The following is a 7,752-nucleotide window of genomic DNA, read 5'->3' as shown; positions in this document are numbered from 1 at the left end:
CGTGGGGGGGGGGGGGGGTGGTGCGCGGGGCGGGGGGGCCCCCGGGGGGGGGGGGGGGGGGGGGGGGGGGGGCCCCCCCCCCCCCCCCCCCCCCCCCCGGCCGCCGTCGTTCGTACCGTCGTCGCCCGCCCGTCATCCGGCGCCGGGGAGCCGGGCCTCCAGGTGGCCGGCGAGCACCCGGGTCTCGAACACGGGCTGCCGGGCGGTGGCGGGCCCGCACACGACCTCGCCGTCCCGCAGCCGGAACCGGCTGCCGTGCCAGGGGCAGCGCAGGGACCCGTCGACCACCGAGCCCTGGGAGAGCGGACCGGAGAGGTGGGCGCAGCGCTCGGCGAGCACCGCGAACGAGTCGCCGGTCCGGACCACCACGACGGCCAGCTCGCCGACCGTCCGGCAGGCCGGAACGCCTTCGGTGTAGCCGTCCACCGGCCCGAGGTCGAACCAGTCGGGCGGAGCCAGCCGGTTTACCGCGGCCGTACGGTTCGGTCCGGCCGCCTGGTGGTAGGCGAGGTGGCCGCCGAGCGCCGCGGCGGCGGAGACGGCGGTCAGCCCGGCCCAGCCGAGCAGCCGGCCGCTCTGCGGGTGCCCCCGGCAGCGGCACGCCAGCGACCCCGCGTACAGCAGCACGCCGGCGATGTTCGCCGTGGCGTGGACGAGGCCCGTCCGGCGGCGCGGTGGGTCGAGCTCGGCCCAGTCGGTCCAGCCGGCCAGTGCGGCGGGGCCGACGGTGACCAGACCGGCCGCGACCAGCGTGCCGGCCGCCCGCCGGTGGCAGGTCGCGTCGAGCAGTCCGGCCGACACCCAGCAGCCGAGCGGCAGCTGGGCGAGCGCGGGGTGGAGCGGGTGCCCGAGCGGGACGCCGTGCAGGATGTCGCGGTACCGGCCCAGCGGTAGCGCCTCGAAGACGTTGCGCAGGGACCCTGCGGGTGCGTCCAGGAAGTCCCAGTCGGACGGCGCGTCCAGGGCGTCGCGCAGCCGTCGGGACCGGAGGGGGATGTGCGCGATGGTGTCCATGCCTGGCGACTAGCCCCAGCCCGCACACTCAAACATCGGCTCGCCGCCTTCCCGGCCCCGCCGCAGGAGAGGCGGTCGCGGTCACGGTCGCGGCGCGACCCGGGCCGCCGCCGCCCGGACCGCCGCCACGTGCGGGTCGGTGCGCGGGTCGTAGCGCCAGAGGGCCGGCAGCGCGGCCGCGAGCACGCCGGTGGAGGCGACGCAGAGCAGGCCGCCCGAGCGGAGTGCCGCGCGCACGCCGTAGCGGGCGGCCAGGCTCCCGGCGCGGACGTCGCCGAGGGCGGGCCCGGCGGACCCGGTCAGCAGCTCCAGGCCGGCCGCACGGCCGCGCAGCTCGTCCGGGATGGACTGGTTCCAGATCGCGGTGCGGAAGGTGTCGCCGACCCAGTTGGCGGCGCCCGCGACCGCCAGGCAGACCAGCACCGACCGGATGCCGCCGGGGCAGACGGCGGCCGCGGCGGTGGCGGCGCCGACCAGCGCGGCGGAGAGCAGGACCAGCCGCCCGTGCCGGTGCACGCGCTCGGTCCACCCGCCGGTGGCCGCGGCGAGCAGGCTGCCCGCGGCCGCGGCCGAGTAGAGCAGCCCGAGCGCCCAGAGCGCGTCCGACTCGGCGGCCAGGAACGGGAACAGCACCGTGGGCAGGGCGAAGACGGTGGCGGCCAGGTCGGCCAGGTAGGTCCCGGCCAGCTCGGGCCGCCGCAGGACGTAGCGGACGCCCACGGCGAGCTCGCGCAGCTGCGGTGCCTCGGCGTCCCGCTCCGAGGGGAGGGGCCGGACCTGGGCGAGCAGCGCGATCGAGACCAGGAAGGTGGCGAGGTCGACCAGGTAGGCGGCCGGGACGCCGGCGGTGGCGATGACCAGCCCGGCGGTGGCCGGCGCCGCGACCCCGGCCACGCTCCACCGCAGCGACAGCAGCGCACCGGCCGCGACCAGCTGGTCGTGCGGCACCAGCCGCGGGATCATCGCCTCCACCGACGGCTGCTGCAGCCCTTGCAGCGCGGCCGCGCACCCGGCCGCCGCGTAGAGCGGCCAGAGCGCCGGCGTACCGAGCACTGCGTTGACCAGCAGTAATGCGCTCAGGACGGCCAGTGCCGCCTCCGTGGCCAGGGCGACGGTACGCCGGTCGGCGCGGTCGGCCAGCACCCCGCCGTAGAGGCCCAGCAGGACGGTCGGCACCAGCTCGACCGCCCCGACCGCTCCCACCGCGAGCGGCGATCCGGTCAGGTCGGCGACCTGCAGCGGGATCGCGGTCATGGTGAAGACCGAGCCGAGCAGGGTGACCGTGCCCGAGGTCCAGGTCAGCCGGAAGTCGCGGGAGGACCGCCACGGTGCGGTGTTCGGCAGCAGCCGGGACCACGGACGGCCCGTTCGGGCGCTCATGGGTGGCATCGCCTCCGTCCTTATCGCTGATAAATTCCAGTGCCGGAACTTATCAGCGATAAGGTTGGGCGCCAAGCGATTAGGACCGGACAGGGCCTGACGATGGAAACGGACGGACGCGGACAGGAGGCCGGGAGGCATGGCGCTGCAACGCGACGAGGTGGTCCGAACGGCGCTGAGGCTGCTCGACGAGGTCGGCATCGACGGGCTGACCACCCGCCGCCTCGCGCGTGAACTCGGTGTCCAGTCACCCGCGTTGTACTGGCACTTCAAGAGCAAGCGCGAGCTGCTCGACCTGATGGCCGAGGCCATGCTCGCCGAGGCCCTGCCGCCCGACCGTGAGCCCTCGCCCGAGGACTGGCCCGGCTGGCTCGCCGAGGACGCCCGGGCCAAGCGCCGCGCCCTGCTCGCCTACCGTGACGGCGCCCGCGTGCACGCCGGCACCCTGCCCACGGTGGCCGAACTCCCTGCCGTGGAGGCCCAGGTGGCCGCCCTCTGCCGGGCCGGCCTGCGTCCGCGCACCGCCCTGCGGCTGCTGCTCACCGTCGACCGCTACGTGATGGGCTGGGTCGCCGAGGAGCAGGCCTGGCGGCAGGACGCCGACGCGCGGCCCCGACCGGCCTTCCCCGACGAGGCGTTGGCCGACCTCCCACTGCTGCGCGAGGCCGCCGACGTCCTGCGGATGACCGATCACGACGCCGACTTCGAGTACGGGCTGCGCGTCCTGATCGAGGGCTTCCGGAGCGCGATCGAGCAGGAGTCACGGGAGAACCCGGTCGGCGAGGACGGCGCGGACGGTTAGGCCGGCCAGGGCCCAGCGCGGCCGTGTAGCCCGGCGCGCCCATCGGGGCGACAGCCCCACCGGCGCGGGTGCCCAGGCGCGGCCACCAGCAGTGCACCTTCGAGGCCAGGTGGGCGACCTCGAAGGGTTTCTGACGTCCTGCTAGGGTCCGAGTCCGTGACGGACAGGGCGACGAAGCAGTACGAGACCATGCAGGCGCACTTCCGGCGGGCCGCCGAGCAGCGCGGCTTCGTCGTGGATCCGGCGCAGCGGCCGGCCGTGGAGCGGTTGTCGCGGCTGGCCGGGGAGCTCGCCCGGGTGGGCCTGCTCCACCGTCGCCCGCCGCGACACGTCTACCTGTGGGGCCCGGTGGGCCGGGGCAAGAGCTGGTTGGTCGACACCTTCCTCGACGGGCTCGCCACCCCCCACGCGCGGCGGCTGCACTTCCACGACTTCTTCCGCCGCCTGCACGAGGGCGTCGCCCAGCACACCGCCGACCCGCACCGGGATGCGGCCGGCGAGCGGGTGGCCGCGGTCGACCGGGCCGTGGACGAGCTGCTCGGTGACTGCCGGGTCCTGGTCTTCGACGAGTTCCACGCCCACGACGCCGGGGACGCGATGCTGGTGGCCCGGCTCTTCCGCACTCTGCTGGACCGGCGGATCACCCTGGTCACCACGTCCAACTACCCGCCCGCCGGGCTGATGCCCAACCCGCTGTACCACCACCTCTTCGAGCCGACGATCCGGCTGATCGAGGAGCGGATGGACGTGGTGGAGATCGCGGGCCCGGTGGACTTCCGGCGGGAGCGGCGGTCGTCGGCGGACGGCGGTCAGCAGCGCTTCACGCAGGGCGCACGGCTGCGGCCCGGTGACGACAGCGGCCTCGGCGCGCTCGGTCTCGGCGCGCCGACCGCCGGCGAGGCGGCCGAGGTGGTGGTGCACGGCCGTCCGCTGCGAGCGGAGGCGGTCCGCGACGGGGAGGTGTGGTTCGGCTTCGCCGAGCTGTGCGAGGGACTGACCTCGGCCGCCGACCAGTTGGCGCTCGCAGAACGCTTCCCCACCTTGGTGCTCACCGGCGTGCCGGCGCTGGAGGACGCGACCGCGGACGGGCGTCGGCGCTTCGCCGACCTGGTGGACGTCTGCTGCGACCGGGACGTCCGCCTGGTGCTGATCGGCGCCGATCCGATCGCCGGCCCGGCTCCCGACGAGAGCCTCTTCCGCGACCTGGACCGGACGGCCAGCCGGCTCGCCCTGCTCAGGTCCACCTGACGCACCGAGGCCCTACCCGCAGGGCAGGCGCCCCGCAGGACAGGCGCCCCGCAGGGCAGGCCCTACCCCGGGCCGTCGCCGTGGCCGAGGGGGTCGGGGACGGGGGCGAGCAGGTCGGCGCCGTTGTTGCGGACGCTGTTGACGGTGGTGGAGACCGGCCGCAGGAGCAGTTCGCCGCCGGCCGGCGTGTGGAGCAGGCCGCGCAGCCCGGCCGGGTCCGTGTGCTCGGGGTCGAGCCAGGCGTCCAGGTCGTCCGGGCCGATGGTGAGCGGCATGCGGTCGTGGACGCGGCCGGCCGCGTCGGTGGCATCGGTGGTGATGATCGTGGCCGTGGTCAGCCAGGCGGCCGGGTCGTCCTCGGGTACCGAACGGTCGCGCCAGAACTCGTAGAGCCCGGCCATCACCATCGGCCCGCCCTCCGCAGGGTGGAGGAAGTACGGCTGCTTGTACGCCTTGCGGCCGTCGCCGGCGGGCACCTGCACCCACTCGTAGTAGCCGTCGGCGGGCAGGACGCAGCGCCGCTTGGCGAAGGCAGAGCGGAAGGCGGGCTTCTCGTGCACCGTCTCGGACCGGGCGTTGATCATGCGGGCGCCGCCGTTCGGGTCCTTCGACCAGGACGGGACGAGGCCCCAGCGCACCGGGCGGAGCTGTCGGGCGAGCTCGCCGGTGTCGTGGTCGACCCGTTCCAGCACCGTCCAGACCGGGTCGGTGGGCGCCACGTTCCAGCTCGGGGCCAGGGTCTCGACCGGGGTCCACCTGGTCACCCCGAGCAGCTCGACCAGGTCCTGCGGGGTCGTGGTGGAGACAAAGCGTCCGCACATGCCCACCACTCTGCCACCCGCGGCGGGCCGATCGCCCGCAGGACCGCCCGGGTCGGCTCCGGCCCGCGCGGTGCGGCCGGCTCGAACGGCGGGTTCGGGCGCGGCTTCGGCGGGTTCAGCCGTTGCGCTCCGCAGTCGCCGACAGGTGCCGCTCCGCGGGCTGGTGATGCGAGCCGGCGGACAGCATCGGCGCGGTGTGCCGCTCCGGCCGGTGCGCGGCAGGCTCGGCGATGCGGCTGCGTGGCGTGGTCTCCTCGTCGGGGATCAGCGGCACCAGCCGGCGCGCGGCCAGGTGCCCGACCCAGTGCCGGTGGCACTCGGGGCAGGCCTGCGCGCCGTCGGGGGAGTAGGGGGACGCGACCGGGATGCCGTTGAGGGAGAAGTACTCCCAGTCGGTGCCGTCCTCGTCCCGGACGTGCTGGAGGTCGAAGTCCGCGCTCCACTGGTGCCAGCAGTGACCGCAGATGAACTCGACCCGCTCCACGGCCAGTTCGGTGATCATCTCCTGCTCCTCTCCGGTCTCGCGGTTCCGGGGCCTGCGGCAGGACGCCGTGCGGGGCCGGCCGCAGCCGGATCCCACCCACTGCTTCGTATACGCCTGTGCGCCTCCGATGGCAAGGGGGGGCCGGTGGCGAGGGGGTGCGGTGGCGGGCCCGGCGTGTGCCGGCGGGGGCGTCAGCGCTTCGGCGGCGCCGATTCCAGTGCCTCGCGCAGCCGCCCGTCCGAGGCGGCGAGGAGCGCGGCCGCCGCCGGCGCGTCCACCCCGGCGAGGACGACCAGGACGGCGTCCTTGGCCCGGCCGCCGGTCGCCGCCAGCGCGGCGCGCACGGTGGCCCCGTCCGCGCCGGTCGCCTCGGCGACGATCCGCTGCGCCCGGTCGCGCAGCTTCTCGTTGACCGCTCTCAGGTCGACCATCAGATTGCCGTACGTCTTCCCGAGCCGGACCATGACGGCCGTCGAGAGCAGGTTCAGCACCAGCTTCTGCGCCGTCCCGGCCTTGAGACGCGTCGAGCCCGCCACCACCTCGGGGCCGACCTCCACCTCGATCGCCAGCTCGGCCGCGGCCGCCAGTGTCGAGCCCCGGGCGCAGGCCAGCCCCACGGTCAGCGCCCCGGCGGCGCGTGCCCGGCGGACGGCGGCCACCGTGTACGGCGTCCGGCCGGAGGCCGAGATGCACACCAGCGTGTCGGTCGGTGTGAGCGCCAGCGCCGCCAGATCGGCGGCGGCGAGGTCGGGCCGGTCCTCGGCGCCCTCGACGGCGCTCACCAGGGCCGCCGGCCCGCCCGCGATCACGCCCAGCACCTGGTCGGGGCCGGTACCGAAGGTCGGGGGGCACTCGCTCGCGTCCAGCACCCCGAGCCGCCCCGCCGTCCCCGCGCCCGCGTAGACCAGCCGGCCGCCCGCGCCCATCCGGGCCGCGACGGCGTCGACCACGGCCGCGATCGGCTCCAGCTGGGCGGCGACCGCCTCGGCGACGGTGCGGTCCTCGGCGTTCATCAGCCGGAGCAGGTCGATCGTCGGCAGCAGGTCGATCCCGGACCATTCCGGCCGTACCGCCTCGGTCACCGCGGGCCCGGCCGCCGGGGCGGGCGGGCCATGGGGCGCCGGGGGCCCCGGGGGCTCAGGGGGCGCCGTCGGGGCCGGTTCGGTCGGCTGCTCGCTCTTCACGAGGCTTCTTCTCCCCATGGCGGGGCGGAGCCAACCAGCTCGGCTCCGCCGGGGCGGGCCCTGCGGCGGGCGCACGCATGGGCGGAGCAGATCGGGGCAGGTGCCGGGAGAGGGAGGCCTGCAATGAACCGGGACCGGACCGTCGCCGCCCTGATGGAGCAGTACGGGCGGACCTACGCCGACGAGGCGGGGATCACGCTGCGCGACACCCCTGCACCGCTCTACCAACTGCTCGTGCTGACGGCGCTCTGCTCGATCCGGATCAGCGCCGCCACGGCCGTCGCCGCCGCCCGGGAGCTCTTCGCGGACGGGCTGCGGACGCCGCGCGCCATGACCGGATCGACCTGGCAGGCGCGGGTGGACGCGCTCGGGCGCGCCCACTACGTGCGGTACGACGAGAGCACCGCGACCGCCCTCGGCCGCGGCGCCGATCTGCTGCTCGACCGCTGGCACGGCGACCTCCGGCGGCTGCGGGACGAGGCCGGCGGATCACCCGAACGGGTGCACGGCCTGCTCCAGGAGTTCCCGCGGATCGGTCCCGTCGGGGCGGGGATCTTCTGCCGCGAGGCCCAGGAGGTCTGGCCCGAGCTGCGGCCCTTCTTCGACGACCGGGTGCGCCGCGTCGCCGCGGACCTCGGCCTGCCGCACTCGGCCGAGGGCCTGGCGGAGCTGGTCGGGGACGGTGAACTTGCCCGGCTGGCCGCCGCGCTGACCCGGGTCGGTCTGGCGCACGGGGAGCCGAGCGAGCTGCTGGAGGCCTCGGCGGCCGGGGCACACCGCTGACCGGGCCGATCCGTGCCCGGCCCCACACCCGTCGGC

8 protein-coding genes are annotated in these 7,752 nt (G+C 76.0%); 3 read left to right on the top strand and 5 right to left on the bottom strand.

What is annotated here, in order from left to right; translation table 11 throughout:
- Positions 1 to 132 precede the first annotated feature (132 nt).
- Together ACIPSC_RS23270 and ACIPSC_RS23265 are read right to left on the bottom strand one after the other, a co-directional pair.
- Positions 133 to 1,014 carry a Rieske 2Fe-2S domain-containing protein gene (locus tag ACIPSC_RS23270; protein WP_400827996.1) on the bottom strand — a complete coding sequence of 294 codons (882 nt, stop codon included), beginning with the start codon at positions 1,012 to 1,014 and terminating at the stop codon, positions 133 to 135.
- Positions 1,015 to 1,095: 81 nt separating this feature from the next.
- Positions 1,096 to 2,394 (bottom strand): MFS transporter, encoded by a 1,299-nt coding sequence (locus ACIPSC_RS23265; protein WP_400827995.1) that lies wholly within the window; start codon positions 2,392 to 2,394, stop codon positions 1,096 to 1,098.
- A 139-nt stretch (positions 2,395 to 2,533) separates the two neighbouring features.
- Here ACIPSC_RS23265 and ACIPSC_RS23260 point away from each other — a divergent pair, with 139 nt between their 5' ends.
- The gene (locus tag ACIPSC_RS23260; protein WP_400827993.1) at positions 2,534 to 3,196 is read left to right on the top strand and encodes a TetR/AcrR family transcriptional regulator C-terminal domain-containing protein; all 663 of its coding nucleotides are present in this window, start codon (positions 2,534 to 2,536) and stop codon (positions 3,194 to 3,196) included.
- Positions 3,197 to 3,352: 156 nt separating this feature from the next.
- A complete protein-coding gene (gene zapE / locus ACIPSC_RS23255; protein WP_400827991.1) occupies positions 3,353 to 4,444 on the top strand; it encodes a cell division protein ZapE in 1,092 nt (363 codons plus the stop codon).
- 62 nt (positions 4,445 to 4,506) lie between these two features.
- Here the strand turns inward: zapE and ACIPSC_RS23250 are convergent, their stop codons facing one another.
- From ACIPSC_RS23250 to murQ, 3 genes are all read right to left on the bottom strand, one after another.
- Positions 4,507 to 5,265, bottom strand: a complete 759-nt coding sequence (locus tag ACIPSC_RS23250; protein ID WP_400827990.1) for an SOS response-associated peptidase — start codon at positions 5,263 to 5,265, stop codon at positions 4,507 to 4,509.
- Between the two features lie 115 nt (positions 5,266 to 5,380).
- Complete coding sequence (locus ACIPSC_RS23245) at positions 5,381 to 5,767, bottom strand: hypothetical protein (RefSeq protein WP_400827988.1); 387 nt, start codon at positions 5,765 to 5,767, stop codon at positions 5,381 to 5,383.
- Between the two features lie 173 nt (positions 5,768 to 5,940).
- Positions 5,941 to 6,951, bottom strand: coding sequence for an N-acetylmuramic acid 6-phosphate etherase (gene murQ / locus ACIPSC_RS23240; protein ID WP_400827987.1), 1,011 nt, complete (start codon positions 6,949 to 6,951; stop codon positions 5,941 to 5,943).
- Positions 6,952 to 7,056: 105 nt separating this feature from the next.
- On the opposite strand from murQ, the gene ACIPSC_RS23235 reads away from it, so the two are divergent.
- Positions 7,057 to 7,716 carry an endonuclease gene (locus ACIPSC_RS23235; protein ID WP_400827986.1) on the top strand — a complete coding sequence of 220 codons (660 nt, stop codon included), beginning with the start codon at positions 7,057 to 7,059 and terminating at the stop codon, positions 7,714 to 7,716.
- Positions 7,717 to 7,752: the final 36 nt, after the last annotated feature.

Origin of the sequence: Kitasatospora sp. NPDC090091, assembly GCF_044747365.1 — a bacterium.
Classification (GTDB): domain Bacteria; phylum Actinomycetota; class Actinomycetes; order Streptomycetales; family Streptomycetaceae; genus Kitasatospora.
This window is presented reverse-complemented; position numbering and strand designations above follow the sequence as displayed.

Bases quoted from the DNA above. Each gene is read 5' to 3' on its own strand.
- ACIPSC_RS23250 (WP_400827990.1), bottom strand. From the start codon at position 5,265: ATGTGCGGACGCTTTGTCTCCACCACGACCCCGCAGGACCTGGTCGAG.
- ACIPSC_RS23270 (WP_400827996.1), bottom strand. From the start codon at position 1,014: ATGGACACCATCGCGCACATCCCCCTCCGGTCCCGACGGCTGCGCGAC.
- ACIPSC_RS23245 (WP_400827988.1), bottom strand. From the start codon at position 5,767: ATGATCACCGAACTGGCCGTGGAGCGGGTCGAGTTCATCTGCGGTCAC.
- ACIPSC_RS23260 (WP_400827993.1), top strand. From the start codon at position 2,534: ATGGCGCTGCAACGCGACGAGGTGGTCCGAACGGCGCTGAGGCTGCTC.
- ACIPSC_RS23235 (WP_400827986.1), top strand. From the start codon at position 7,057: ATGAACCGGGACCGGACCGTCGCCGCCCTGATGGAGCAGTACGGGCGG.
- murQ (WP_400827987.1), bottom strand. From the start codon at position 6,951: ATGGGGAGAAGAAGCCTCGTGAAGAGCGAGCAGCCGACCGAACCGGCC.
- ACIPSC_RS23265 (WP_400827995.1), bottom strand. From the start codon at position 2,394: ATGAGCGCCCGAACGGGCCGTCCGTGGTCCCGGCTGCTGCCGAACACC.